This is a genomic window from Rhizobium sp. WYCCWR 11152, from assembly GCF_013087615.1.
Classification (GTDB): domain Bacteria; phylum Pseudomonadota; class Alphaproteobacteria; order Rhizobiales; family Rhizobiaceae; genus Rhizobium; species Rhizobium indicum.
The window spans coordinates 39299-65130 of sequence record NZ_JABFCP010000010.1; the positions used below are offsets into that span (position 1 = coordinate 39299).

The 25832-nt window shown below is 63.1% G+C and carries 22 protein-coding genes and 1 pseudogene; 8 read left to right on the forward strand and 15 right to left on the reverse strand.

Annotated elements, in window-relative coordinates; translation table 11 throughout:
• Positions 1 to 52: 52 nt before the first annotated feature.
• The 4 genes from G9X67_RS20375 to G9X67_RS20390 all read right to left on the reverse strand — a co-directional run bounded on the left by G9X67_RS20375 (position 53) and on the right by G9X67_RS20390 (position 4965).
• Positions 53 to 1744, reverse strand: a complete 1692-nt coding sequence (locus tag G9X67_RS20375) for an ATP-binding cassette domain-containing protein (protein ID WP_171599516.1) — start codon at positions 1742 to 1744, stop codon at positions 53 to 55.
• On the reverse strand, positions 1741 to 3486 hold the full coding sequence (gene cydD / locus G9X67_RS20380) for a thiol reductant ABC exporter subunit CydD (RefSeq protein WP_171599517.1): 1746 nt from the start codon (positions 3484 to 3486) through the stop codon (positions 1741 to 1743). Before cydD ends, G9X67_RS20375 begins: the two co-directional genes overlap by 4 nt.
• Before the next feature lie 4 nt (positions 3487 to 3490).
• Positions 3491 to 4069, reverse strand: a complete 579-nt coding sequence (locus tag G9X67_RS20385; RefSeq protein WP_018448951.1) for a GbsR/MarR family transcriptional regulator — start codon at positions 4067 to 4069, stop codon at positions 3491 to 3493.
• A gap of 296 nt (positions 4070 to 4365) precedes the next feature.
• Positions 4366 to 4965 (reverse strand): HupE/UreJ family protein, encoded by a 600-nt coding sequence (locus tag G9X67_RS20390; RefSeq protein WP_171599518.1) that lies wholly within the window; start codon positions 4963 to 4965, stop codon positions 4366 to 4368.
• A 278-nt stretch (positions 4966 to 5243) separates the two neighbouring features.
• On the opposite strand from G9X67_RS20390, the gene G9X67_RS20395 reads away from it, so the two are divergent.
• Complete coding sequence (locus tag G9X67_RS20395) at positions 5244 to 6275, forward strand: hydroxyacid dehydrogenase (protein ID WP_171599519.1); 1032 nt, start codon at positions 5244 to 5246, stop codon at positions 6273 to 6275.
• Between the two features lie 27 nt (positions 6276 to 6302).
• Here the strand turns inward: G9X67_RS20395 and G9X67_RS20400 are convergent, their stop codons facing one another.
• Positions 6303 to 7298: a Tim44 domain-containing protein gene (locus G9X67_RS20400; RefSeq protein WP_171599520.1), complete on the reverse strand. Its 996-nt coding sequence runs from the start codon at positions 7296 to 7298 to the stop codon at positions 6303 to 6305.
• A gap of 84 nt (positions 7299 to 7382) precedes the next feature.
• Entirely contained in the window at positions 7383 to 7841 is a 459-nt protein-coding gene (locus tag G9X67_RS20405; protein ID WP_171599521.1) for a YbaK/EbsC family protein, read from the reverse strand.
• Between the two features lie 250 nt (positions 7842 to 8091).
• Between G9X67_RS20405 and G9X67_RS20410 the strand changes: the two genes are divergently transcribed.
• From G9X67_RS20410 to G9X67_RS20440, 7 genes are read left to right on the forward strand one after another with little or no spacing between them, the layout of a single operon-like run.
• The gene (locus tag G9X67_RS20410; RefSeq protein ID WP_151519583.1) at positions 8092 to 9438 is read left to right on the forward strand and encodes an extracellular solute-binding protein; all 1347 of its coding nucleotides are present in this window, start codon (positions 8092 to 8094) and stop codon (positions 9436 to 9438) included.
• A gap of 60 nt (positions 9439 to 9498) precedes the next feature.
• Entirely contained in the window at positions 9499 to 10800 is a 1302-nt protein-coding gene (locus G9X67_RS20415) for a sugar ABC transporter permease (protein ID WP_171599522.1), read from the forward strand.
• Between the two features lie 2 nt (positions 10801 to 10802).
• Complete coding sequence (locus G9X67_RS20420; RefSeq protein ID WP_138334008.1) at positions 10803 to 11645, forward strand: carbohydrate ABC transporter permease; 843 nt, start codon at positions 10803 to 10805, stop codon at positions 11643 to 11645.
• A complete protein-coding gene (locus G9X67_RS20425) occupies positions 11645 to 12700 on the forward strand; it encodes an ABC transporter ATP-binding protein (RefSeq protein ID WP_138334010.1) in 1056 nt (351 codons plus the stop codon). The genes G9X67_RS20420 and G9X67_RS20425 overlap by 1 nt, the downstream gene beginning before the upstream one ends.
• Complete coding sequence (locus G9X67_RS20430) at positions 12700 to 13479, forward strand: glycerophosphodiester phosphodiesterase (protein ID WP_138334012.1); 780 nt, start codon at positions 12700 to 12702, stop codon at positions 13477 to 13479. Before G9X67_RS20425 ends, G9X67_RS20430 begins: the two co-directional genes overlap by 1 nt.
• Complete coding sequence (locus tag G9X67_RS20435; protein WP_138334014.1) at positions 13463 to 14467, forward strand: LacI family DNA-binding transcriptional regulator; 1005 nt, start codon at positions 13463 to 13465, stop codon at positions 14465 to 14467. The genes G9X67_RS20430 and G9X67_RS20435 overlap by 17 nt, the downstream gene beginning before the upstream one ends.
• Entirely contained in the window at positions 14467 to 15276 is an 810-nt protein-coding gene (locus G9X67_RS20440) for an inositol monophosphatase family protein (RefSeq protein WP_138334015.1), read from the forward strand. Before G9X67_RS20435 ends, G9X67_RS20440 begins: the two co-directional genes overlap by 1 nt.
• Before the next feature lie 49 nt (positions 15277 to 15325).
• Here G9X67_RS20440 and G9X67_RS35440 read toward each other — a convergent pair.
• The 9 genes and pseudogenes from G9X67_RS35440 to G9X67_RS20485 all read right to left on the reverse strand — a co-directional run bounded on the left by G9X67_RS35440 (position 15326) and on the right by G9X67_RS20485 (position 25828).
• Positions 15326 to 16981: pseudogene (locus G9X67_RS35440) on the reverse strand (GGDEF domain-containing protein).
• A 130-nt stretch (positions 16982 to 17111) separates the two neighbouring features.
• Positions 17112 to 17975, reverse strand: coding sequence for a glycerophosphodiester phosphodiesterase family protein (locus G9X67_RS20450; RefSeq protein ID WP_171599625.1), 864 nt, complete (start codon positions 17973 to 17975; stop codon positions 17112 to 17114).
• Positions 17976 to 18143: 168 nt separating this feature from the next.
• Entirely contained in the window at positions 18144 to 19238 is a 1095-nt protein-coding gene (locus tag G9X67_RS20455) for an aminotransferase class V-fold PLP-dependent enzyme (RefSeq protein WP_138389957.1), read from the reverse strand.
• Between the two features lie 11 nt (positions 19239 to 19249).
• Complete coding sequence (locus tag G9X67_RS20460) at positions 19250 to 20032, reverse strand: dipeptide/oligopeptide/nickel ABC transporter ATP-binding protein (RefSeq protein WP_138334023.1); 783 nt, start codon at positions 20030 to 20032, stop codon at positions 19250 to 19252.
• Positions 20029 to 20823, reverse strand: a complete 795-nt coding sequence (locus G9X67_RS20465) for an ABC transporter ATP-binding protein (RefSeq protein WP_138334025.1) — start codon at positions 20821 to 20823, stop codon at positions 20029 to 20031. Before G9X67_RS20465 ends, G9X67_RS20460 begins: the two co-directional genes overlap by 4 nt.
• Entirely contained in the window at positions 20820 to 21653 is an 834-nt protein-coding gene (locus G9X67_RS20470) for an ABC transporter permease (protein ID WP_171599523.1), read from the reverse strand. Before G9X67_RS20470 ends, G9X67_RS20465 begins: the two co-directional genes overlap by 4 nt.
• Positions 21650 to 22639 carry an ABC transporter permease gene (locus G9X67_RS20475; protein WP_138334028.1) on the reverse strand — a complete coding sequence of 330 codons (990 nt, stop codon included), beginning with the start codon at positions 22637 to 22639 and terminating at the stop codon, positions 21650 to 21652. The genes G9X67_RS20470 and G9X67_RS20475 overlap by 4 nt, the downstream gene beginning before the upstream one ends.
• Before the next feature lie 40 nt (positions 22640 to 22679).
• Positions 22680 to 24290 carry an ABC transporter substrate-binding protein gene (locus G9X67_RS20480; protein WP_171599524.1) on the reverse strand — a complete coding sequence of 537 codons (1611 nt, stop codon included), beginning with the start codon at positions 24288 to 24290 and terminating at the stop codon, positions 22680 to 22682.
• 140 nt (positions 24291 to 24430) lie between these two features.
• Positions 24431 to 25828, reverse strand: a complete 1398-nt coding sequence (locus G9X67_RS20485) for an LLM class flavin-dependent oxidoreductase (protein ID WP_138334032.1) — start codon at positions 25826 to 25828, stop codon at positions 24431 to 24433.
• Between the last annotated feature and the right edge of the window lie 4 nt (positions 25829 to 25832).

The window sequence follows — 25832 nt, forward strand, 5'->3', positions numbered from 1 at the left end:
GGGTACAGGGCGTTCCTCAGCGCCGACGGCGCGTGAGGGCATGCAGTCTCGCTCAGTCCGGCCGAAGCCGGTCGAGTGCCTTTTCGAACGCCGCCTCTCCGCGGCGCGAAACTTCTATGATGCGGCCGCCTTCAATGACGGCGATGCGGTCGGCGATTGATGCCTCCCGGCGGATATGCGTGGCGATCACCAATGAGCGGCCCGCCGCCATGGCTGACAGACGGCTGAGCACGTCTCGGGCGGTGACGCCGTCAAGGCCCTCTGTCGGCTCATCGAGCAGCCAGAGCGGCGTGTCGCGGAGGAAGAGCCGGGCAAGCGCTAGCCGGCGCGACTGGCCACCGGAAAGACCGAGCCCGCCTTCGCCGAGCCGGGTATCGATCCCCCCAGGCATGGCCTCGATATCGGCAAGCAGGCCGGCGGCGGCGAGCGCTTCGAGAAGACGAGCCTCGTTCGCATCCGGGTTTGCAAGGAGCAGGTTGCCGCGCAGGCTGTCCTCGAAAAGCTCTGTCCGTTGCGTCAGCAGCGTCGCCGTCATCGCGGCAACATTTCCCGTCCTTGCCGGCAATTCGCCGGAAAGGAGAGCAAGCAGGCTCGACTTGCCGGCGCCGCTGCTGCCGATGACGGCCAGTCGTTCACCCTGTTGAAGCGCTAGTTCGATATCCTCGAGCGCCGGCACGGCGGAGTTTTCATGGAAGGCTGACACTTTCACCAGCGAAATGGCGTATCCCGGCAACGGCGCCGCCAATGGTTCGGGTGCCGCCGCGACGGCAAGCCGCGGCGCGATGCGCCTTGCCGCAAGCAGCGTCCGGCCGAGTTCCAGGGCGCCACGGCGCAGCGCTGCGAAGGGTTCGACTGCCGCAAAGGCAACGAGCAGGCCGAGTGCGGCGACAGGAGCGGTAATCAACTTCGTTTCCGCAAGTGCCGCGACGGCAAGCAGTGATGCCGTCAGCAGCAGGGTGGATACGAGGCCGAAGCCGAATGTCAGGCCGGTCTCGACGCGGTTCAGCCGGTCGTCGGCGCGGGCGCAGTATTGGTCTGCCGCGGCAATCGTCTCCCTCTGTGCGGCAAGTCGGCCGGCCATCAGCAGATCGGTCTGGCCGGTAACGAGATCAATCGTCCGCGACCGCAGCGCCTCGATGCCATGGGCGCGTTGGCGGGCATGTTTGCGCGCCGCCCGCCCGGCGATGACAGGCAGGCCGAGGCCGGCACCGGCGAGAAAAAGGCCGAAGCACAGGCCGAACACGGGATGCATCAGCCCCAGGACAACGCTTGCCGCCAGTGCTGCGCCAATCGCCACCGCGGCCGGCACCAGGATGCGCAGATAGAGGGAGTCGAGCGCATCGATATCGGCCGTCAGCCGGAAGAGCAGCCGTGCGGGACGGTGCGCGAGCGCACGGGCAGCACCCGGTTCGGCAAAGCCGCGAAACAGCCTCTCACGCAGGGCGGCGAGCACGCCGAGCGTTGCGTCATGGGTCGCAAGCCTTTCGCCGTAGCGTGCGGCCGTACGGACGATGGCGAGCAGACGGATGCCGGCAGACGGCGCAAAGACGTCGAAGGTGACGGCGGCAGCGGCCGAAAGGCCGGCGAGCGAGGTGGCGGTGATGAACCAGCCGGACAGGCCGAGCAGGGCGATGCCGGCGGTCACCGTCGCCGCCGAAAGTGCTGCGCCGAGCAGCAGCGCACGCCGGCGCTCGGCAAGGAACAGGCGCAGGATCGGCTTGAGGTCTGCAGCAGATCCGTTCATTCGGCGGCCTCCCTCATAACGATGTCGGCATCGACGCGCATGGCGCGATGCATGCGGGCGGCAAGCAGCGGATCGTGGGTCGCAACAATAAGGGTGCGGCCCCTGGAGAGCGAAAGCAGGCTCTCGGTAACCTCGGCGGCGGTGGCGGCGTCGAGATGCGCGGTCGGCTCGTCGGCCAGGATGATCCGGAGATGCGGATTGCAGGCCGCCCGCGCGATCGCAAGCCGTAGCGCCTCGCCGCCGGAAAGTCCGATCCCGCCCTCGCCAAGCGGCCGCATGCCATAGGTGGCGGCGACTTTTCCGAGCCTGGCGGCGTCGAGCGCATCCGTCACATCGCCATGCAAGATACCGGGCCTGCCGAGCGCGATATTGCCGGCGATGGTACCCGCGAAAATATGCGGTCTCTGACCGATCCATGCCATGCTGGCGCGCAAGGCAGCTGCGGTGTCATCCGCAAGTTCGATGCCGCCGATGATGATGCGGCCGCCGGTGCAGGGCGCCAGCCCTGATATGAGCGAAAGAAGCGTCGACTTGCCGGAACCGCTGGCGCCGAGAAACGCCAGATGTTCGCCGGCCGCGATATCGAGGTTGAGACCGTCAAGGATCAACGGCTCGGCGGCGTTGTAGCGGAAATCAACATTCTCAAGTCGGATGGCCGGCGCTTCGACGACGGCAGATACCGCTGGCGCAACGTCGGCTGCTCCTTGGATGGACAGCCCGCCGGCAGCGAGTGAGTCCAGGGCTTTCAGCGCCGCTTCGCCGGCCGCCCGGTCATGCCAGACGGCCGAGAGTTCGCGCAGCGGCTCGAAGAAGGCCGGCGCGAGCAGCAGGATGAACAGTCCCTCGGTCAGGTCGAGCCGTCCCACCCATGTGCCGAAGCGGATCTCGCCGAGCAGGCTGAAGCCGACATAGACGGCAATCATCGCCACGCCGAGTGCGGCGAAAAGCTCGAGCACCGCCGAGGACAGAAAGGCGATCTTCAGCACCGCCATGGTGCGCGCACGCAGCGATTCCGCCTCCGACCGCAGGCGCCGTGCCGTTGCATCCACCGCGTCGAGCGCACGGATGGTCGCCAGTCCGCGCAGCCGATCGAGCAGGAAGCCGTTTAGGCCGCCGGTCGCGACGAGTTGCCTTTCGCTGGCCGCCTGGGCACGCCACCCGATCAGCGCCATGAAGATCGGGATCAGCGGCGCGGCAAACAGCAAAACCAGAGCGGCGATCCAGGAGACCGGAAGGATAAAGGCAAGGATAATGAGCGGCACGAGGCTGGCCTTCATCCGTGCCGGCTGGAAACGGGCGAGATAAGGCACGATCAGCTCGGCCTGTTCGCCAATGACACTTGTCGCTTTGCCGGAGGCAGATCGGTCGCGATCGACCGGCGACGACACGGAAAGTGCCGCGGCGGCGATCTGCCGCCTGCGGCTGAGTTCAGCGCGGGCGGCTTGAAAAGCCAGGCGGCCGCCAGCCGCATCGAGACAGCTTCTTGCAAATCCGAGGGCGAGGATACCGAGGGCGGGCCAGAGAACGTCATGCAATCCGCCGCCATCGGCGATCCGGCCGACCGAGACAGCCAGCAATGCCGCCTGCGGGATCCAGATGGCGGCGGCCATCGCCTGCAGTATTGCCGCTCTGCGCAGCCCACCTTTGACATTATCGGGGCCAGTGACAGGCGAGACAGTATCGCCGTCCGGCACCGGCTTGGCGCCCCGTCCGTCCTTCGCGTCGAAGAAAGCAGTGCCCATGGCGCTAACTCTTGTTCGCAGGATTTGGCCGGCGGCTGCGGCCGAGCGAAACGACCCGGTCCTTGGCCTCCAGAAGCTTGGTCACTTTCGCGCCAAGCGAGAGTAGCGTTGCGAGCCTTTCTGTTTCAAGTTGTTTTACGTCTTCATACCAATGCGTCAGCTGCTCGATCAGCGTGTGCATCTCGCTCATGCGTTGCTGCGCATGCCGCTCGGCTTCGCTGGCCGGCCGCTGCATCAGGATCTCTCGAAGAACCGACAGCGTCGGATCGACTTCGCGCTTCTTTCTCTCTTCGGCAAGCGTCCTCAATATGTGCCAGACATCATCCGGTGTGGTGAAGAAATCGCGACGGTCGTCCGGCTTGTGTTTCAGGATGACGAGGTTCCAGGCCTGCAGTTCGCGCAGGCTCATCGAAACATTGGAGCGCGAGATGCCGAGCGACTCTGCGATCTCCTCGGCGCAGACCGGCGCGGGCGAAACGAAGAGCAGGGCATAGATCTGGCCGACCGTGCGGTTGATTCCCCAGCGCGACCCCATTTCGCCGAAGTGGAGAACGAAGGACTGGACGAGAGGCGGAAGGTTCATGGTCGTTTCCGTTGCGTCTGTGATTTCAGAAATTTCTGAAATCACTATACTGACTTTCACGTCTCGCCGACAATCGGCAAGGCATGCCTGCGTCAATTTGGATGTCCGTTCGTTGATCGTTGGCTAGATATAGCCTGGTACGACGTGGCTGGATTTGACTTGGGTCAAGTCCACAGCACTTTACCGCAATCACGCAGAAACGCCCGGCGATGCGCTTGCCTGCCGGGCGTTCTGGTCGGATTGAGATGTCTAGGCCGCTGCTGCTGCCCAGTTTTCGTTCAGGAATGCCGTCCGGTTCAGATCAAGCCGGCCAGGATGCCGACGCCAGCAATGGCGGCAATGCCACCTGCCGTGCGCGTCACGAAGACGCCCTGGCGTTCACCGGCGCGGCCGATGACGTAACCAAGGACGAGACCGGCGACATGCAGAAGCGCCGTCGCGGCCATGAAGCCAGCGGCATAGGCGGCACCGGCGGCATTTTCCGGCATTTCGGCGCCATGTGCATGACCGTGGAAGATGGCGAAGAGGCCGATCATGCCGAGTGCTGCGGCGAGCGGCGCCTTGACGTTGAGCGCAACAACGGCGCCGAGGACGACGACGGAAAGCGCGATGCCAATTTCAACGAAGGGAACATTGATGCCGGCAACGCCGAGAGCACCACCGAGTGCCATCACCAGAACGAAGGTCGTCGGCACGAGCCAGGTGGCGCGGCCGCCGAGCTGAAATGCGAAAACACCGACCATCACCATGGCGAGGACATGATCGAGGCCAGACATCGGATGGGCAAAGCCATGGCTGAAGCCGGCAGCTTCGCCGATAGCGGGATGGGCCGAGGCGACGGCTGGAAGCACTGCGGCAGCCAAGGCAAGCAGGCCGCTCTTGATTGCTGATTTCATTGCTCATTCCCCTCGTGAGTTTTCGAATATCCTGCGGCCGCCGAACACAGGCATGGTTCCAAGTCGCGTGCATCACGCTAGTTCAAAGAATTCGCGTCGTCAACGAAAATGCCATGAAATAACAAGCCAATTCAATTGCTTATCTGATAGGCAGATGCCGCTTTCGATAGCGCCTCCCAGCGCCCCAGCGACTCAAGATCGAACTGGAAACGGTCCCCCACAGAGGCTATCAATCGTCCGGCAGAGACGGCGCAGACCGCCGTGATGGAGGAGACGCCATGACGAATACCGAACGGCCGCTGGCGATCAGCGCGCCCGAGCCGCGCACGCTCGATCTGATTTTCAGCGACAAGGCGCGCGCCGAATTGCAGGCGAAATATGAGATCGTCGAGGCAGATCCCGAGAATATCGCCGGTCTCGGCGACGAAGTCCTCGGCAAGGCGCGTTACATCATCGGCCAACCGCCACTTTCGGCGGAAACGCTGGCCAGAATGCCGGCCTTGCGTTCGATCCTCAATGTCGAAAGCAATCTTCTCAACAACATGCCCTATGAGGTGCTCTTTGAGCGCGGCATCCATGTGGTGACCACAGGCCAGGTCTTTGCCGAGCCGGTCGCCGAAATCGGTCTCGGTTTCGCGCTGGCCTTGGCGCGCGGCATCGTCGATGCGGATGTCGCTTTTCGCCAAGGCAACGAACTCTGGGGAGGGGAGGGGAATGCAAGTGCGCGGCTGCTCGCCGGCTCCGAGATCGGCATCGTCGGCTTCGGCGATCTCGGCAAGGCGCTGCGGAGGCTGCTGTCCGGCTTCAGAGCCCGGATCAGGGTGTTCGATCCCTGGCTGCCACAATCGATCCTCGAGGAAAACGGCGTCGAGCCGGCGAGCCTCGAGGATGTCCTGACGAAGAGTGATTTCGTCTTCGTCGTCGCGGCCGTCACCAGCGAGAACAGAAGATTTCTCGGCGCTGAGGCCTTCGCCAGCATGCGCAGGGGCGCGGCCTTCATCCTGCTCAGCCGCGCCGATGTCGTCGATTTCGATGCGCTGATGGCGGCCGTCTCGTCAGGCCACATCGTCGCGGCCAGCGACGTCTATCCTGAGGAGCCGCTGCCGGCCGATCATCCGGTGCGGAGCCTGAAAGGCTTCATCCGCTCGGCCCACCGGGCCGGCGCGCTCGACAGCGCTTTCAAGAAGATGGGCGACATGGTGCTCGAAGACATGGACCTGATGGATCGCGGCCTGCCGCCGATGCGCTGCAAGCGAGCGGAACGCGAGACGGTCTCCCGCATGCGTTCCAAACCGGTGGCGGTGAATTAGAACAGAATGCCGACGTGACGCGTCGCTTTAGGCGGCGCGCTGCTCGGCACCCTGGATCGCCGCAAGCTTCCAATCGGCGCCAGACTTGCGCACGAAGGTCCAAACCTCGGTGCTTTCGCTCGGACGGCGGTCGTCGCCGGAAAGGACGCGGCCGCTGTCGCGTTCAACCATCGCGTCGATCGAGGAATAGCGCATGGCGAGCGTCGCATATTCCTGGCCGTCTTCGCGCCAGGCCTCGGCAATATCCCCCTGCAGCAGCTTGACGTCGGAGACGCTGTTGCGCACACCGTTGGTGGCGTTTTCGCCAAGCTCCTCGGCAAGATAGGACATCGCCTCGGGCGTCGTCAGCCGGCGCAAGGCGCCGTAATCCTCGGCGCCGTAAGCGGTCTGCACTTGGGTCAGCAGTTCCTCGAACTGATCGAGATCGGCCTGCGCCAGCCCGATCTCGTCGCTTGGCCGATTGCCGCGCGACTGCCCGCCGAAACCGCCCCCCGAACCGATCGTCGGGATCTGGAAGGACGAATTATTCGTGGGCGACATGTTATAGGATGGGCTCTGGCCTCCGACGCCGTAGGAAGGCTGGCGGCGGTTGGCGAAATAACGCATGGCGAGCATGACGGCGCCGCCGATCAAGGCGATCTGCAACAGCATGCCGAGCAAGCCGAAGCCGCCGCCGAAACCGTGACCGAGCAGCATGCCGAGAAGACCGCCGGCAATCAGACCGCCGATCATCGAACGGCCGAAGCCACCGAAGAAACCGGGGCGCTGAGCGCCGAGAGGCTGCTGCGCGGTGGCGGGTGCCGTGGTCTGCGAACGCGGCGTCATCGACCGTTCGATCGGCGCGGCGGTTCCAGGCGCAGTGCTGGTGACAGGCGGTGCCTGGAAGGTGCGTGTGCCGCGGCTGCCAAAACCGCCGCTACCGGCGCGGCGCGCTTCGGCATCGTCAAGGGAAGCAAAAACGGTAGCGCTCGTCAGAGCGGCAATTGCCGCGATCTTGGCAAAACGCGAAACGGCACTCGGCATTCCTGATCTCCTGTCATGCGCAATCACGGCATGTCGAGATGTAATATAGGGACTCTTTCCGCCGTGTGAAGCTCTTCGCCGCCATTACTGGCAGACATCGACCCAGCTGGCGCCGGTCAGCTCCGCCAGCCGTCCGGTTTCGATGCGCACGGCCGAGTTTGTCGAGCCGGCCGCCGGCACGACTTCATCGAAGCGTTTCAGCGAGATATCGCAATAGATGGGCAACGGCGACGGCAGGCCGAAGGGGCAGACGCCGCCGACCGGATGGCTGGTGACGGCCACAACCTCTTCGGCATCGAGCATGCGCCCCTTGGCTCCGAACCTGTCCTTGAACTTGCGATTGTCGAGCCGCGCCGTGCCGCCGGCAACGACCAGCATCATCTGCTCGCCGACACGCAGGCAAATCGTCTTGGCGATCTGGGCCGGCTCGACGCCATGGGCTTCGGCGGCAAGCGCCACCGTCGACGAACTCTCGGCGGTTTCGATGATTTCAATATCGGGTGCGTGGGCGCTGAGGAAGGCGCGGACGGATTCAAGGCTCATGACGGTGATGCTAGACCAGGAAACACGCAATTTGAAGCGTAAAAGACGCCTGTCGAAAACCGCCGCTTGCAAGTCGTGCGGACATCGTCATAATAATTTTGCACACGTGCTCAATTTTGTCATTCGGCCGTTACGTTCAACCCCTAGAGCGGGATACGCCACGTTTTCGTGGGGTTTTCGGAACGGCCATCACGCAACAGTGATGACCCATCAAGAGGCCTCACACTGCTCTTCTAGGGAGACGAAGAAGATGACCATTTTGCCGACATTGAAATCCCTTGCCGTCGCAGCCGCCATCCTGGCTTCGACCTCCGCAATTGCACTCGCCAAGGACGTTCACATCAGCGTCTGGGCCGGCGGTACCGGCCCGAACGACGTCTATCGCCTCGACGCCATCGAGATCGCAGCCCAGCAGCTGCAGCGCGAAGCCGCCCTCAAGGGCGAAGAGCTGAAGATCACCGTCGAGAAGAAGCCCTATTCGGCCTGGGAGGACTTCAAGCAGGCGCTGACCCTTGCCGCCGAAGCCAAGACCGCTCCGAATATCGTCGTCAGCGGCCATGAAGACATCGCACCCTGGTCGCAGGCCGGGCTGATCGTTCCGATCGAGGATTATGTCGATCTCGACTCCTGGCCGCTCAGCGACATCTATGAAAACCTGCTGCAGATCGCGTCCTATAACGGCACCGTCTACGGCATCCCGCAGGATGCCGAATCCCGTCCGATGTTCTTCTGGAAGCCTTACATGAAGGCGATCGGCTACAGCGACGCCGATCTGGATGCGCTGCCGCAGAGCGTCCAGGACGGCAAGTACACGATGAAGAACCTGCTCGAAGACGCCAAGAAGATGCAGGACAAGGGCCTCGTCCAGGCCGGCTACGGTTTCTATCCGCGCACCAGCAACGGCCCTGATTACTGGCAGTTCTACACCAGCTTCGGCGGTACGATGGAAGAAGGCGGCAAGCTCGTTTTCGACAAGGCCGCGATGACCCGCACCTATCAGTTCTTCGCCGATGCCGTGAAGACCGGTGTTACCAAGAAGAACCATATCGGCATGCCGGGCGACCAGTGGTGGAAGGAAGTCGCCACCGGCAAGGCCGGCATCTGGGATGGCGGCACCTGGCACTATGCCCGCCTCGTCAACCAGGAAGGCCTGAAGGACTTCTTCGGCAACGTGATCTTCACGCTGATCCCCGCCGGCGAAGGCGGCAAGGCCAACACGCTGACCCATCCGCTCGTCTACCTGCTGACCGCAGGTCACGACCAGGAAGACACCGAGATCGCCGCCCAGCTGGTCAAGATCGCCTCCGAGCCGCGCACCAACGCGCTGCATGCGGTCAAATCAGCCCATCTCGGCATCTCCAAGTCGGAAGCCACGGTCGACTTCTACTCGGCCGACCGCTGGACCCGCGAAGCCACCGAGCGCCTGCTGCCGCATGCCAATGCGATGCCGAACAACTCCGATTTCGGCAAATATTGGAACATCATGTGGAAGAACCTCGAGGCATCCTGGACTGGCGCCAAGACTGTAGACGCCGCGGTCGGTGATGCGGAGAGCGAGCTGAAGAGCACGCTCGGCGACAAAATCGTCATCCGCTAAGATTGAAGCACTCTTCCGGGCGGCGGCAACGCTGCCCGGTCGGTCCGCGAGGAGGCTTCCATGAAATCGTCCAGAACGCTCGGACTGGTGATGATCGCGCCTGCGGCGATCATGATCGTTCTTTTCTTCCTGATGCCGGTCGTTCTGACGGCGGTCTTTTCGATGACCAGCATGACGACGGCGACCGGTATTTCCGGCGGTGTCTATCAGATCGCACCCAACTCCATGATTGCGCTAAAATCGGCAATCCCAGACATCGCCGCCGAGATGGCCGAGCCGCGCTACACGATCGACGAGGCGGGCCTCAAGGCCGTCGAAGGTCTCGGGCTTGCGCCGGGGATCGCCACGGAGTTGCGCGCCAAACATGCAGGTGAGGTGTTCACGGCGCGCCGCGACGTCGAGCGCATGATCAAGGATCTCGCCGACCGGCCTTCGACGCGCGACGTCAAACAGATTTCCGAACAGTTCAACCGCTCTGTTCTCAACACCCGCTTCGACAGCAAGGAACAGCTCTTTTCGGCGCTGGACAGCCTGGGGTTTAAACTCACACCCGAGCAGAAGGAAACCGTCGCCAAGGCCACTTATACCGGCTGGGTCTGGACGACCGACAATTTCTCACGCATGACCACCTCACCGGACATGGCGCGCGTGCTTTTCAATACCGTGCTCTACGTCGCGCTGGTGCTGATGCTGTTCAATGTCGGTTATGCGCTGCTGCTGGCGATCTGGACGCATTACATGCCGCCGACGCCGGCTTCGATCTTCCGCGGAATCTGGCTGCTGCCGCGCATCACCCCCGTCGTCATCTACGTCATGCTATGGAAGTGGCTCGCCTGGGACACCGGGTTCATTTCGATCCTAATGGGCAAGTTCGGCTATCCGCCGAAGAACTACCTGCTCGACAACGCCTATAACGCCTGGCTCTTCGTCGTGCTGATCAACGGCTTCATCGGCGCCTCGATGGGCATGCTGGTGTTCTCCTCGGCGATGAAGGCCATTCCGAAGAGCCAGTTCTATGCGAGCGAGGTCGACGGCGCCTCGCGCTGGCAGCAGATCCGCTACATCATCCTGCCGCAGATGCGCTGGCCGATCCTCTTCGTTACCTGCTATCAGACGCTGTCGCTGCTTGCCTCCTTCAATGAAATCCTGCTTGCGACCAATGGCGGACCGGGCAATGCGACCGAGGTCTGGGCGCTGTCCGCCTATCACACGGCGCTGAGGAACTATGCCGGCAATCTGGAATACGGGTTGGGTGCCGCCATGGCATTGGTGCTCGTCGTCATCGGCGTGATGCTGTCGCTCCTCTATCTGCGCGTCTTCAACTACGGCACGCTTGTCGCCAAGCCCTTGATCGAGGATTGACCATGGCCGAACGATCGCAGCCCTCGGAAAATTACCGCAGCTGGCCTGTCATAACGGCCCTGACTATCGTCAGCCTGCCGCTGCTGCTGATGTATGTCTATCTCTTCCTCGACACCGTGACCGTGAAGCAGGCGGACGCGTTGCTGCCCTCCGGCTTGACGCTTAGTCACTGGCGATTCCTCTGGCAGACGACGGAGGGCAAGGCAAACATCTGGCAGGTGACTGTGAATACGCTGCTCTTTGCGGCCTGCACCACCAGCCTCGTGCTCATCGTTTCGTCGATGGCGGGCTATGTTCTGTCACGACTGAACGTGCCGGCGCGCGGCTTCTTCCTTGCCGGCGTCATGGTGCTGCATGCCTTCCCGTCGGTGACGCTGATCATCGCCATCTTCATCGTGCTGCAGATGATCGGCCTCTACAATTCGCTGATCGGCGTCATCCTGGTGAAGGCGGCGATCGATTTGCCGCTCGGCATCTGGCTGATGAAGGGCTTCTACGACACGGTGCCGTGGGAAATCGAAATGGCCGGCGTCGTCGACGGCGCCTCGCGCTTCCGGGTCTGGCGCAGCCTCGTCTTGCCGCAGGTCAAGCCTGGGATCATGGCGCTCGGCCTGTTTTCTTTCCTCTCCGGCTGGGGCGAGTTCATCCTGCCGCAGGTGCTGGCGCCTGGTAATCAGGTGCAGGTACTTTCGGTCTATCTTGCGGCCTTCCTCGCCGACGATAACAATTATGACTTCAACATGTTCAAAGCAGTCGGCGTCTTCTATCTCGTTCCGGTGCTGATCGTTTACGCGCTCTTCAACAAATACCTCATGAACATCTATGGCGGCGGGAGCAAAGGCTGATGCGCATCCTCCTCGACAATTTTTCGAAGAGCTTCGGCTCCACCAAAGTCATCGAGAACATGACGCTCGAAGTCGGCAACGGCGAGATGCTGGCGCTGCTCGGCCCTTCCGGCTGCGGCAAGTCGACGACGCTGTTTTCTGTCTGCGGCATCCACCGGCCGAGCGGCGGGCGCATCCTCTTCGGCGACCGCGACGTCACCGACCTGCCGAGCCAGGCCCGCAATGTCGGAGTGGTCTTCCAGTCCTATGCACTCTATCCGCACATGACGGTTACCGAGAACATCGGCTTTCCGCTGAAGGTGAAGGGCATGCCGGCCGCCGAAATCCGCAAGGAAGTCGACCGCATCGCCGCCCTCGTTCAGATCGGCAACCTGATGGGCCGCAGGCCGGCCGAGCTTTCCGGCGGCCAGCAGCAGCGCGTGGCGCTGGCCCGCGCGCTGATCCGCAAGCCCGATGTGCTGCTGCTCGACGAGCCGCTCGCCAATCTCGACGCCAAGCTGCGCCTCGAAATGCGCTCGGAAATCCGCCGCCTGCAGCGCGAGACCGGCATCACCGCCATTCTCGTCACCCACGACCAGGTCGAGGCGATGAGCATGTGCGACCGCATCGCCATCATGAAGGAAGGCGAGATCGTTCAGATCGCCACGCCTGCCGAAATGTACAATGATCCGAAGACCGCCTTCGTCGCCGGCTTTCTCGGCAATCCGCCGATCACCTTCCTGCGCGGCGTCGTGGACAAGGGCGCCTTCATCATCCCGCAAAGCGAGATCCGCGTGCCGCTGCCGGATTCTGTCGGCGCCGCCGAGGGCACGAAGCTGATGCTCGGCGTCCGGCCGGAGCATTTTACGCCGGCAGGCGACATCGCCGTGCCGGGCAAGGTCACCTTTGCCGAAACACAGGGTCGCGAGAACCTCTACGACGTGGCTCTTGCCGGCGGACCGCTGCTGCGCTCGATCCAGCCGGTGCGCAGCGATATCCATGTGGGCGACGACGTCCGCTGGGCGATCGACAGCCGCGGCATATTCGTCTTCGACGAAAATGGCAGGAGGCTCTGATGACCCGCGATTTCTCGGCATTTTTTGAGCGTTACGGCTGGCCATCGGGCAAGGGCCGGCTTCCCTTTTGCATCGGCCATCGCGGCGCCAGCGGCCATGAACGCGAAAATACCATCGCCGCCTTCCGCCGCGCCGCCGAGCTCGGCGCGGAAATGTGGGAACTCGACACGCAGCTGACCAAGGACGGCGTGGTCGTCGTCTCGCATGACGACCATCTCGAGCGCGTCTTCGGCATCGACCGCCGCATTTCCGAGATGACGGCGGCGGAGCTTGCCGGCCTCGACGGCGTCGACGTGCCGAGTTTTTCGGAGGTGGCCGCACTCGGCCGCGAGACCGGGACCGGCCTCTATGTCGAATTGAAGGCGCCTGGGACCGGCATGCGCTGCTGGCAGCACCTTGCCGAGATGAACCAGCGTTTCGCCTGTCTCGGCTCCTTCGACACAGCACAGGTGCGCGAACTTAGCGACGCGGCCTGCGATTTCCCGCTTTCGGTGCTGATCCGGGTCGGCCACGATCCGCACGCGCTCGCCGACGAGGCCGGCGCCGATATCGTGCATCTATGCTGGGAGAGGGCAGGCGAACGTCCGCAGGATCTGGTGACCGACGCGCTGATGCGCCGTGCCTTCGATGCTGGCCGCGAGATCGTGCTCTGGCACGAGGAGCGGCCGGCCATTCTCGATGACATCATGAAGCTTCCGGTTCTCGGCATCTGCACGGATCTGCCCGATCTGATGCGGCCGCCTGCGGCTAAGGAAAAAGCAGTTGGCAGACAGGGATAAGGGACCGCGCAAGGTAACCTCCTTCGACGTGGCGCGTGTGGCCGGCGTCTCGCGCGCCGCCGTGTCGCGCGCCTTCACGCCGGATGCCAGCGTCTCGCCGAAGACGCGCGAGAAGGTCTATCAGGCCGCCAAGGAACTTGGCTACCGGGTGAATTATCTTGCTCGAAGCCTGACCAACAAACGCTCCGATCTCGTCGGCGTCGTCGCCGCCGGCCTCGACAATCCGTTCCGCACGCTGCAGATCGAGCATCTGGCAAGAATGCTGCTCGCCCGCAATTTCCGCCCCATCCTGCTGCCGACCTCGCCGGAGGCGGATACTTCGACGGTCATCGGCCAGCTGCTGCATTACGCCGTCTCAGGCGTCATCGTCACCTCGGATGCCCCGCCGACCGAGATCTGCGAGCAGTGTGCGGCTGAGGGTGTGCCGATCGTGCTGATCAACAAGGGCAATGACATTCCCTTCGTCGACCGCATCATCTCCGATGATCGCATGGCCGGCCATCTCGCCGCCACCCACCTGATCGACAGTGGCGCGCGAAAACCCGCCGTGATGGCCGCCCCTGCCATATCCTATACGGCGCGGCGGCGCAGCGAGGCCTTCATTGCACGCTGCAAGCAGCTCGGCGTCGAGGCGCAGTTTCTGCAGGTCAGAATCAACGACTACCGGAGCGGCTACGATGCTGCAGCCGAACTTGCCGCATCCGGCATAGACGGGCTGTTTTGCGCCAACGACTACATGGCCTGCGGCGTCATCGACCGCGTCATGCAGGGCCGCGGCCGCGATGATACGCCACCGCTCTCCATCATCGGCCATGACGACATTCCTCAGGCGAGCTGGACCGCCTACGATCTCACGACCATCCGCCAACCCTGCGACGTCCAGGCCGAAAAGACGGTCGACCTGCTGATGAGCCGCATCGTCGAGCCGGACCTGACGGCGCGTGTCGAATTCACACCGGTGACACTGATCAGAAGAAGGACTGCCTGATGAATACCGCTTTCGACACCGCCGCCATCCGCGCACGGGCGGAGGCCGCGATCATCGTTGCCCTCGAAGTCGGGCGGGAAACGGCCCGGTTTCGGCACGACTCTGCCCCCGGCTCGCTTGCCGTCGAGAACAAGGGATTGCAGGATTTCGTCACCATCGCCGACAGGAGGGCCGAGCAGGCGATCAGCGACGGCCTGCTCTCGCGCTTTCCGGATGACACTTTCATGGGCGAAGAAAGCGGCGGACGGTCGGGCGAGGGCGGCACCTGGGTCGTCGATCCGATCGACGGCACGACCAACTATATCAGAGGCTTCCGGCACTGGGGTGTCTCGATCGCCTTCGTCGTCGGCGGCAAGGTGGAGATCGGCGTGGTCTACGACGCCGCCGGAGACAAAGTCTTTCACGCCGTCCGCGGCGGCGGCGCCTTCAAGGACGGGCTTCCGGTGCATGCGGCTGCGACCGTCGATCCGGCCAATGCGCTTGTCATTCTCGGCCATTCCCGCAAGACGAGCTTCGACGACCATCTCGCGCTCTCGCGGCGGCTCCACGAACGCGGTATGGATTATCGCCGCATGGGCGCGGCCGCAATCGACCTCGTTCGCGTCGCCGAGGGGGCTGCCGATCTCTATTACGAACGCCATCTCAATGCCTGGGACATGCTCGCCGGCGCGCTGATCGCCGAAGAGGCCGGCGCGGTGGTGGCGATGCCGCCGGTCGACAGGCTGCTTGCGCAGGGCGGGCCTGTCATCGCCCATTCGCCGGGGCTTGCCGGCGAATTCGCATTCATCCTCGACATCGAGGGACTATAGATACACCGTCCCAGAGACGCGATCCGCCTGATTGGCGAAACTGCGAGCGTTACCCAACAACGCGATTGCGGCCGCTCTTTTTCGCCGTGTAGAGATTCTGATCGGCGATCGCCAAAATCTCGTTCGGAGACTTGGCAGACAGGGTACCGGCAACACCGATGCTGATCGTGACGTGCAGCCCGTTGCAGATCTCGGACCAGTCCCACTGTTCAATGGCCGAACGCAGCTTTTCGCAGACATCGGCGGCGCCTCGGGGAGCGCCGGCGAGCAGGACGACGAATTCCTCGCCACCAAAACGAACTGCCTGATCGGTAATTCGCAACTGGCTGCGCAATATGGCTCCAATGGTACTCAGGACCCGGTCGCCGATCATGTGAGAGAAGTTGTCGTTGATCGACTTGAAGTGGTCGACATCCAGCATCGCGATGGAATATGGGCGCTTCTCAGATGTCAGCGCTTTAAAGCGGCTGTCGAGATATTTGCGGTTATAGAGCCCGGTCAGCGTGTCCAGATAGACGGCACTGGCAAGGATATCGGTTTGCTCCTGCAATTTCTGATAGGAGGCCTCCAGCGTTTCTGCGCGCTTCGTCTCCGTTTCGGCAACTTCCTTGAACCGCCTGGTTTCATAGTAAATTTCGGCGAGACGTGCGCGCTGCTGGGTTCTCTCGGCGCTATTGCGCAAATAGGCCTGATGGTATTTCTTATGAGCCGCCAGCGCCGGATCGAACTGTCCCAGCCCTTCATAGGCCTGCGACAGATAGAGATAGATCTGGATACAGGAATCGAAACTACCGCCGTCGTCGATCAGCTCCGTCGCCTCGAGCAGCGGCGACAGGGCTTCCGCGAATTTTCCGGAATTGTTGTAGATCTGGCCCAAGGTGTAGAGATATTGCTGCCTGTCCCTGACATAGCTGTTCTCTTGAAATAGCCGGTAGCGGACCATGCACTAGAGCGCCTTGTCATGTTCGCCCAAGTGGCTGTGGAATTCGGCTTTATTGCCGAGACAGATGCGAGCAGCCCAGCTGTCGCCGGTCTCGGTTGCAATGTCGAGCGCCTGTTCGGTCAGTTCCAGCGCTCTCACCAGCATCTGGCGTCCTTCCCCCGGCTGGCCGAGCGCCTCCGCGATATATCCGCCTTCCGAATGAGCGCCGCCGAGATTGATGAGCCACCAGCATTCGTAGGTCTTATTGCCGATTGATCTGGCGAGTTCGACGGACCGCTCACTCATCAAAATGGCCCGGTCGGGCTGTTTGTTGTACCAGAAGATAATTCCAATGACGTTGGTCGCCAGGCTTTGCGCTTTCAAGTCTGCGGTCTTGTCGGCCAGATCCAACGCGCGGGTGGCTTCTTCGATCGCTTCCTCGGGCAGGCCTAGTTCCAAGAGCAACCATCCGGAATACGCCCGGGCGCAGGATTCCTGTTTGGGCTCCCCGCTCAATTTCCAGAAGTCTACCGCCCGGCGGACATGCGTCAGTCCAAGTTCGGCCTTGCCGATCTGAAAACAGTACCAGGCAATGTCGGTGTCGCATTGCGCGGCGAGCCGATCGTCACCCCGCGCCTTGGCATCGGCAAGAATTTCGCCGGCCAGTGTGAGTGCCTCAACCGACCGGCCCGTACACCCAAGATGCCACGCTTCCTGCAAGCTGGAATTTGCTTGTTGCGCAATTGCTTTAGTATCAACAACTTGCATATCGGACACCAACATTTGTCTGCTGGATATGGATAGCATCAGAAGTTTAAAATGATGCAAACTGCAAAAAAACAGGCGACAAACCCAGAACCAGGGTATCGAAAGCTTCTCATACCTTTCGGCATTATGCTCCAATGTCCGCCGGTTAATCCGCCATGCGGCGGCGCCAGGCGCGTTCTGTCGCCGGTGCCTCGTCGGTGGTGATCTGATCCGGCTTCAGGGCCATCAGCGCCGAAAAGCCTCGCCATTCCTCTTCGCTGAAACCGGCCTCCGGATCCTTCAGGGTGAAGGTCCAGGCATCGACGCGTTTGCCTTCGTCCTGGCAGAGCGCGATCATATCCAGCCCCGCATTGGCCGCATCAAGGATCAGCGGCCAGTGCAGATAGATCGTGTCCGGCTCGGTCGGGCCGCGCAGGTCAGCGCGCAGTTCCGTCTCGACCGCCTTCCAGCCGCTGGCCTTCCTGATGCCGTAGAGCTTGTCAGTCGGATCGATGCCGCGCAGGAGATCGGGAAGTTTCTCCTTGACCGCGACGATGAGGTCGAGACTGTCGCCGCTGACAATCACCGAGGCGGCGATATCCCTAAAATGCGCGGCCAGATGCGCGACGCCCCTGGCGCCGATCGCTTCAAAGTCGTCCTTCATGTCGAATTGCAGCAATGCGGCTGGATGCGTCGATTGCATCATGGCAGCGAGATCCTCGCTGAGGATCAGCGGCCGGTCGCCCTCTTGCATCCTGATATCCCTGAGGTCACTGGCGCTCTTTTCGGCGACCGGTCCATGTCCTGTCGTCTCGCCTTCGAGTTCCTTGTCGTGCAGCACGACGAAACCGCCGTCGGCGCGCACGCGCAGATCGAGCTCCATCGAGGCGCCCGCCGCAAAGCCTTCCGCCATCACCTCGGCGGAAAACAGCGGATCGGCACACTGCTTGCGCAACCGGTGCCATTTCAGGCGGGTACGATGCCCCTCATGCGAAATCTCCAAGCCCTGCGCATCCAGCAATCTCGTCATCTGCATCAAGTCTCCGCGATGCCACTCTCCTGCCTTGACGAGCCGTGATTATCAAGGGCCGAATAGGGCTTTCGTCGGGGTGCCGGGAAGTTTTCGTCAGGCCGGGCTTAAGTCGGGCTGGCGGCCTTGTGGTCGCCGACAGGCCTTCCCGGCTCTGAGAACATCCTATCAGCGGCTATAGGCCGCCGACATCGCCTCCGAAGCGGCTGCGATATCCGCGGCATGGCCGGCCTGCCTGAGGGCCGCACCATACGCCACGACATTCGAGAGCACCGTCTGGAATGCGGCGCGCGGACCAGTGTGGTTCAGCCGCACGAGACGGGCCGGCGCGGTTCCGACGCCTTCGCTCAGCTCGACCCCGAGCTGCCCGGCGGTTGCGATCAGCGCGGCAGGCGCCAGCGCCTCCGGCACCGGCACCGCCGTCACCAGGTTCGAAGCCTTTGCTGCCGGTACCCAGGCCGAGGCTCCGAGTGCGGCAAGCCCTGCCCGTGTCGCCGATGCCGCCAGAGCGTGGCGAGCGACGACATTCTCCAGGCCTTCGGCCTCGATGCGGTCGAGCGCCGTCTCCAGCGCGAAGAATTCCAGCGGCGCCGGTGTTCCCGGCAGGCTACGGCGGCCGCCGTCGATCCAGCTCTTCAGATCGGCCAAAGACAAGATCGAATCGCGCGGGGCGCCGTCTCTGAGGATCAGATCCCAGGCGCCGCCGCTGACGGAAAGTGCGGACACGCCAGCCGGGCCGCCGAGCGCCTTCTGTGGCCCGATCACCGCGATGTCGATGCCGAGATCGTCAACGTTAAGTTCATGGCCACCAACCGAGGCGACTGCGTCGACAACAGTGACGATGCCGCGTGCCTGCGCAAGCGCCAGTATCTCGGGCAGGGGGTTCAGAATGCCGCTCGCCGATTCCGCGTGAACCAAGGCAAGCACATCGATCCGGGGACCGGCGTCGAGCGCTTTTGCCACCGCCTCGATCTCGACCGGCAGGCCTGGCTCGGCGACAATATCGGCGACCGTCGCACCGCCCCGCCGCAGCCATTGCCCGAACCAGCCGCCATAGGGGCTGGTGATGATATTGAGTGCTGTCAGGCCGGGACGCGCAAGACTGACGGCCGCCGCCTCCAGCGCCACCACCGCCTCGGCCTGCACGAGCAGGATGTCGTTGCGGCTGCGCAATATGCCGCCGATCCTGTCGGCAAGGGCAGCGAAGCGCTCTGCGGGGTAGGAGGGGACACCGTGCAGGGGATTCCAACCAGGATCGGACATGGACACTTCCTTCAGCAGGGATCGGTCACGAGACGAGGGACGGCGGCAACGAGCGCGCGGGCGGCATCGGATTGCGGCGCGGCAACGACCGCCGCTGCCGGTCCGGTCTCGACGATCCGTCCGCCATCCATAACGGCGATGCGGTGGGAGACGGCGCGCACCACAGCAAGATCGTGCGAAATGAACAGACAGGCAACGCCCTGTTCTTTCTGCAGATCGACCAGAAGCTCCAAGATCCTGCCACGCACGGTCACATCGAGCGCCGAGACCGCCTCATCGAGCACCAGTAACGAGGGCCGTGTCGCCATCGCCCGCGCAATCGCCACACGCTGCCGCTGGCCGCCGGAGAGTGCTCGCACCGGACGGGCGGCATGATCTGCGGTGAGGCCGACACGCTCCAGCAGCTTGGCGATCTCGCCAGGACGTCGATCTTTCGCGACGACGCCATGGATGCGAAGCGGATCGTCGAGCACTGCACCGACGCTCGCCACCGGATTGAAGGCGGCGAGCGGATCCTGAAACACCATCTGCATACGCGCCCGCCGGCGCCGCAAAGGCGCACCATTCAGCGCGAGCCAATCCTCTCCCTCGAAGCGAATCGAGCCGGCATCGGCAGCAACAAGCCGCAGCAGGATGCGCGATAGCGTCGATTTTCCACTGCCGGAGGCGCCGACGAGACCGAGCGTTTCCCCCGCCGCGATGGTGAGCGACACATTATCGAGAGCGGCAATCCGGCGTCCCGCAGACGAAAAACCTTTCGACAGGTTTTCGATGGAAAGCAGCCTGTCGTTCATGACCGCACCTCCACGATCAGCGGCGGCGTCGCGAGGTCTCGATGGCTGGCGATCAGGGCGGCGGTATAGTCGCTCTTGGGCGCCGAAAGCACCGAACAGACGGGGCCTGCCTCGACCAGCCTCGCATTGCGGAAAACGGCGATGCGATCGACAAAGCCGGAGGCAAGCGCGATGTCGTGGGTGATGAAGAGCAGCGTCATGCCGTCTTCGCGTACGAGCCCGTCGAGCAGGCGGACGATCTCGGCCTGGACGACGACGTCGAGCGCGCTGGTCGCCTCGTCGGCGATCAGCAGCGCAGGCCTCGCGGCAATCGCCGCCGCAATCGCCACGCGTTGGCGCTGGCCGCCGGAAAGCTGATGCGGAAAGGCCCGCATCGCCTTGTCGGGCTGCGGTATTCTCACCCGCTCAAGCAATTCCTCGGCCCTGATATAGGCCTGTTTCCAACTTAGGCCGAGATGGCGTCTGGCGCCCTCGGCGATCTGTTCGCCGATCGTCAAAACGGGATTGAGGCTGGAGCCCGGATCCTGGAAGACGAGGCCGAAATCGCGGCCTGGGCGGGGCGGATGGCCAAGGCCGGGCCAGAGTATCTCGCCGCCGACCTTCGTTCCCTCCGGCAGCAGACCGGCAAGCGCGCGGGCAAGTGTGCTCTTGCCGGAGCCGCTTTCGCCGATGATCGCCAGCCTTTCGCCGGCGACGATATCTAGATCGATATTGTCGAGCGCGGCCGCGCCGTTCCCACTGCGCCCGTAGGTGACCGAAAGCTGCCGCAGGCTACAGAAGACGCCGCTCATGCCGCCCTCACGCCATTGTCGCCAAGCGCCTTGCCCAGACCCTCGCTGAAGAGATGGACGCCGAGCACGGTCACGGCGAGTGCCGCACCCGGTATGACCGAGAGATAGGATGCTGAACGCAACACGCTGCGGCCCTCTGCGATCATCGAACCCCAGGTGGCGATATTGGGGTTACCCAGACCAAGGAAGGACAGCGCTGCCTCAGTGAGGATCGCACCGGCGACGATGGTGGCCGAAAGCGCCAGCACCGGTGGCAATGCATTCGGCAGGATTTCCCGGAAAGCGATCTCGGCCGGATGCATGCCGATCACCCTTGCCGAGGCGACATAATCCTGCTCGCGGATCGCAAGCACCTGCGCTCTCGTCAGCCGCGCCGGATCGGCCCAGGTGCCGAGTGCGATGGCAAGGACGACAATGGGTGTCGACACGCCGATGGTGCTGACGAAAGCGAGGGCGAGCAGGAAAGCCGGCACGATCTGGAAGGCGTCAACCACCCGCATCAGCGCCTCGTCGACGAGTCCGCCGGCAAAACCGGCCGCAAGGCCGACGCAGAGCCCAAGCACCATGGCCGCAAACGCCGCCGCCAGGCCAACGGCAAGCGAGGTTCTGGCACCATAGAGCAGGCCCGCCAGCACGTCGCGGCCGAGACGGTCGGTGCCAAGCGGAAAACCCGGATCGGTGAATGGCGCCAGCAGGGCGTGGCCGGCAATTTTCAGCGGATCGCCCGGCGAAATGACGGGAGCGAGCAGCCCGGCTAAAAGCAGGACGAGAAGGATCGCAAATCCGGCCACACCTTCCGGCGTGCGCAACAGTCGCCGCAGCCAGCTCATACGCCGCCCTCCGAAGCGCCGATGCGCGGGTCGAGTGCGGCATAGACGAGATCGACGAGGAAATTGACCGAGATGACCAGGACGGCGCTGGTGACGATGATGCCCATCAACAACGGCGCGTCACGGCCGTTGACCGCCTCCTGCGCCAGCCGCCCGAAGCCCGGGATCGCAAAGATGCTCTCGATCACCACGCTGCCGCCGAGCATGGCCGCCGATTGCAGTCCGAGCATGGTGACGAGCGGCAACAGCGCGTTGCGCGCGACATGGCGCAGCACGATCCGGCTGCGCGACAGACCCTTGGCGCGGGCGAAGAGCACGAAATCGAGCTTCCAGGCCTCGGCCATGCCGCTGCGCATCACCCGCAGAAACAAGGCGAGATAGATCAACGCCAGAGCGCCGACCGGCAGAACGAGATGATCGGCGATATCGAGCGCGCGCGAAAATCCTGTCTTGCCGGAAGCGATCGTCGCGACGCCGGCGATCGGAAACCAGCGCAGCTTCACCGAAAAGGCGATGCTCAGCACTAGGCCGAGCCAGAAGCTCGGAATGGCATAGACGATCAGCGAGCCGATCGACAGCAGCCGATCCCGCAGACCGCCCGGCCGCGCCCCGGCAAGGATGCCGAGCGCCGAGCCGAGGCCGAAGGATAGCGCCGTCGCGCTGCCCATCAGGAGCAGCGTATTGGGCAGGCGTTCGGCAATGAGCGCACCGGCCGGCCGGCCGAAGGCGACCGACCAGCCGAGATCGAAGCGTGCGAGTGAGGAAAGATAGAGCCAGAGGCGCGCGAACATCGATTGGTCGAGGCCGTAGCTCTCGCGCAGCGACTGCCTAAGTGCGGCATCGCCGCCGCCGATCGAGCCAAGATAGGCGTCGACGGCATCGCCCGAGGCGGATTCAAGCAGGAAAAAGGTGAAGATCACCACGATCAGCAGCACCGGAATGCTGCTGATCGCCCTGCGCCTCAGGAGGATGATAGCACGTCTCACGCCGGACAGGGCCTCTGGAAGAGAATTGCCGCCGATCCTATCACGATTGTAGCGCCGTATCGCCCCAGTTCGAGACAGCCCAACGCGGATTATCCGCAACGCTGAGCACGCTGTCGCGCGCGACGGTGATGAAACCCCATTCCGCGACGTTGATCAGCGGCAGATCGGCTGCGACGAGCTGCTGGAACTTGCGATAGAGATCGGTGCGCGACGCCGTGTCGACGGTCTCGGAGGCCTGTTTGATGATCTTGTCGACCTCCGGATTGACGTAGCCGCCCTGATTGGAGAAGGGCACGCCGGCTGGCGTCCCGGACTGGACGAGAATGGTGGTGGAGATCGCCGGATCACCGCGGAAGACCGGCGGACCGACGGCGAGATCGAAGTCGTGGTCGGTATAGACTGCCTTCTGGTGCGCGGCCGCATCGGCATTGACGATTTCCGCATTGATGCCGATCACCGCGAGCGCCTGGCGAAGGTAATCGCCGAACTGCCGGGTCTCGTTGAAATAGGGTGCGGGGCGAAGCTTCAGGGTAAAGCGGTTGCCGTCAGTCCCTTGGCTGTATCCTGCCTTGTCGAGGATATCGTTGGCGGCCGCAGGGTCGAACGCATAGGTCGCGACATCGGGTGTATAGAACTGCGGTGCATTCTTCGGCACCGGCCCGGTCGAAGCGGCGGCGTAACCGAGGAAGATCGTATCGACCACGAATTTCTTGTCGATCGCCTGGGCGATCGCCTGCCGCACCCTGAGATCGGCCAATTCCTTGCGGCGATGATTGATCTCGACGACGAGTTGGTAGGTCAGGGCCTCATAGCCCTTCGAGATCACTTTGATACCGGCGACCTTGGAGATACGGTCGAGATCGGCCAGCGGCACAGCTGAGAAGGCGGCAAGCTGGATTTCCTCGGCTTCGAGTGCTGCACCCGCCGACTCGCGATCGGGCAGCACCCGGAAGATGATCTCGTCGAGTTTCGGCTGCTCCTTGTCCCAGTAATTCTCATTGCGCGTCAGCCGGTAATATTCGCCGGGCTTGTGTTCGGCGAATTTGAACGGACCGGTGCCGATCAGCGTGTTGTTGGCAGGGTTGGTGGCGATATCGGTGCCGTCGAAAATATGCTTGGCGACGACGCTAGTGACAACAGGCAGGGCGTTGCGGATCAGCTGGAACGGCGTCGGCTTGGAGAAGCGGAAGATGGCGGTGTAATCATCGGGCGTATCGACGGCTTCGAGATTGGCGAAGACCAGGCGGCCGAGATTCTGCAGCGGCTTCCAGATGTTAAGCGCGGAGAAGGCGACATCGACCGAGGTGAACGGCTTGCCATCGTGCCAGGTGACGCCGTCGCGCAGCTTGAAGGTGACCGAGAGGCCGTCATCCGAGCCCTCCCAGGAGGTCGCAAGGCGCGGTGAAAGCCCGTCCTTGCCGTCGAACGACGCTTCGGCGAGCGGCTCGATCACCTTGCTGGCGACGAAGAAGACGCCGTTCGAGGCGACGATGGCAGGGTTGAGGTTCTTCGGCTCGGAATCGGCCGCAACGATCAGTCGGCCGCCGCCGGACGCGGTCTGCGCGAGCGCCTGCCGGGCGAGCGCCGTCGAGGCAAGCAGTAGGGCAGTGCCCTTCATCAGCGTGCGCCGCGAGATAGATGATACGGTCATGACCCCTCCTGATCGGTGAACAATTCGCCAGACTATATTCACGGCGAAAAGATCATTGCGACGGATATTAAATTCAAATGCGCAAGCCGGGCGAGATATTTTTCTGCCCTGTGCGCATTCGCCTGAGCAAGCCGTGCCGATCAGCCGCCGGCGGCAAGCCTGACCGGTTCTCCCGCGAGGTTGCGGTAAGCAGCACCCGGATGCGGAGCGACGAGACGCGGTCCCTTGCCACCAAGCTTTTCCCGCAACGTTCCCTTGGCGTAATCGGTCTTGTAGACGCCGCGCTTTTGCAGTTCCGGCACCAGCAGATCGACGGCATCCTCGAAACTTTCGGGCGTCACGGCATAGGCCAGGTTGAAGCCGTCGACATCGGTATCCTCGATCCATTCCTGCATCAGGTCGGCGACCGTCTGCGGCGAACCAACGAACACAGGGCCGAAACCGCCGATGCCGACCCAGTCGGCCATTTCGCGCACCGTCCATTCCTTGGTGGGATCGATGGTGGTGAAGGTCTCGACGGCCGATTGCACTGCATTGGTATGGCGGTGGCGCAGTACCTCGTCCGGCCCGAACTGACCGAAATCGATGCCGGTCCAACCGGAAATCAGCGTCAGCGCTCCCTCGAAGGAGGCGTATTTGCGGTATTCGTTGAACTTCCGCTGTGCCTCCGCGTCCGTTTCGCCGAGGATCACGGTCTGCAGATTGAAGGCAAGGATTTCGCGCGGGTTGCGGCCGACGCGTTCGGCCGCCTCGCGGACATTGGCGACGTAACGCTTCAGCACAGGCTTCGACGGGGATGCGACGAAGATGCACTCGGCATGGGCGCCGGCGAAATCCTTGCCGCGGCTGGAGGCGCCGGCCTGGTAGAGCACTGGCGTGCGCTGCGGCGAGGGTTCGCTCAAGTGAATGCCGGGCACGTTGAAATGCTTGCCGGAATGGCGGATCGGGTGGACCTTGTCAGGATGGGTGAAGATACCGCTTTCGCGGTCGCGGACGACGGCGCCATCCTCCCAGCTTCCCTCCCAGAGTTTGTAGCAAACCTCGAGATATTCCTCGGCGAGGTCGTAGCGGTCATCATGCTTCGTCTGCGCCGGCTGGCCGATATTGAGCGCACCGCTGTTGAGGTAGGAGGTGACGATATTCCAGCCGACACGCCCCTTGGTCAGATGGTCGATCGTCGATATGCGGCGGGCGAAGGTGTAGGGGTGCTCGAAGGAGAGCGACGCCGTCAGGCCAAAGCCGAGATGCTCGGTCTCGTAGGCCATGGTTGGGATCAGCTGCAGCGGATCATTGACCGGCACCTGCGCCGAATGGCGAAGTGCAGCATCGACATTGCCGTTCAGCACATCGTAGACGCCGAGCACGTCGGCGATGAACAGCCCGTCGAACCTGCCTCGCTCCAGCGTCTTTGCCAGATGCACCCAGTAGTCGAGATCCTTGTAGGTTGAGGACTTGTCGCGCGGATGGCGCCAGAGCCCCGGCGACTGGTGTCCGACGCAATTCATGTCGAAGGCGTTCAGCCTGATTTCGCGGGTCATGTTT